Annotated in this window: 1 rRNA gene; it reads right to left on the bottom strand. The window is 46.1% G+C overall.

Going from position 1 to position 814, the window contains the following annotated elements:
- Positions 1 to 628: ribosomal RNA gene (locus HR45_RS18895) — 23S ribosomal RNA — on the bottom strand; the annotation flags it as partial.
- Positions 629 to 814: the final 186 nt, after the last annotated feature.

Here is an 814-nt window from a genome sequence, read left to right as displayed (position 1 = left end):
CTCGGTTTCCCTACGGCTCCGCTATTCGCTTAACCTTGCTACTAAATGTAAGTCGTTGACCCATTATACAAAAGGTACGCAGTCACGGTCTCAAGTACCGCTTCCACTGCTTGTACGTATACGGTTTCAGGTTCTATTTCACTCCCCTCACAGGGGTTCTTTTCGCCTTTCCCTCACGGTACTGGTTCGCTATCGGTCAGTCAGGAGTATTTAGCCTTGGAGGATGGTCCCCCCATATTCAGACAACATGTCACGTGTGCCGCCTTACTCGTTTTCACTTAAGGTTAGTTTTCGTGTACGGGACTGTCACCCTGTACCGTTGTGCTTTCCAACACATTCCACTAACACCCCAAAAGCTTAAGGGCTGGTCCCCGTTCGCTCGCCGCTACTAGGGGAATCTCGGTTGATTTCTTTTCCTCGGGTTACTTAGATGTTTCAGTTCTCCCGGTTCGCCTCTACATGCTATGTATTCACATGCAGATAACTGCTTATGCAGTTGGGTTGCCCCATTCGGAAATCGTTGACTATAACGGGTTTTATCACCTCGCCAACGCTTATCGCAGATTAACACGTCCTTCATCGCCTCTGACTGCCAAGGCATCCACCGTATACGCTTAGTCGCTTAACCATACAACCCGGATGAGTTTCCTCTACCAAGTCGTATCAACGACCCATATGGTTTGTTTTCGCCTTGATGTGTTCTTTCGAACACTTGAATATCCAAAACACTTGATTGAAGTATTTTGAGAACTCAATTTCGATTAAATATCGCTATTTAATCTCTACTATCAGCTTTCCAAATTGTTAAAGAGCA

The organism is Shewanella mangrovi (genome assembly GCF_000753795.1).
Classification (GTDB): domain Bacteria; phylum Pseudomonadota; class Gammaproteobacteria; order Enterobacterales; family Shewanellaceae; genus Shewanella; species Shewanella mangrovi.
The sequence above is the reverse complement of the archived record's forward strand: the minus strand, read 5'-3'. Positions and strand labels throughout refer to the sequence as shown.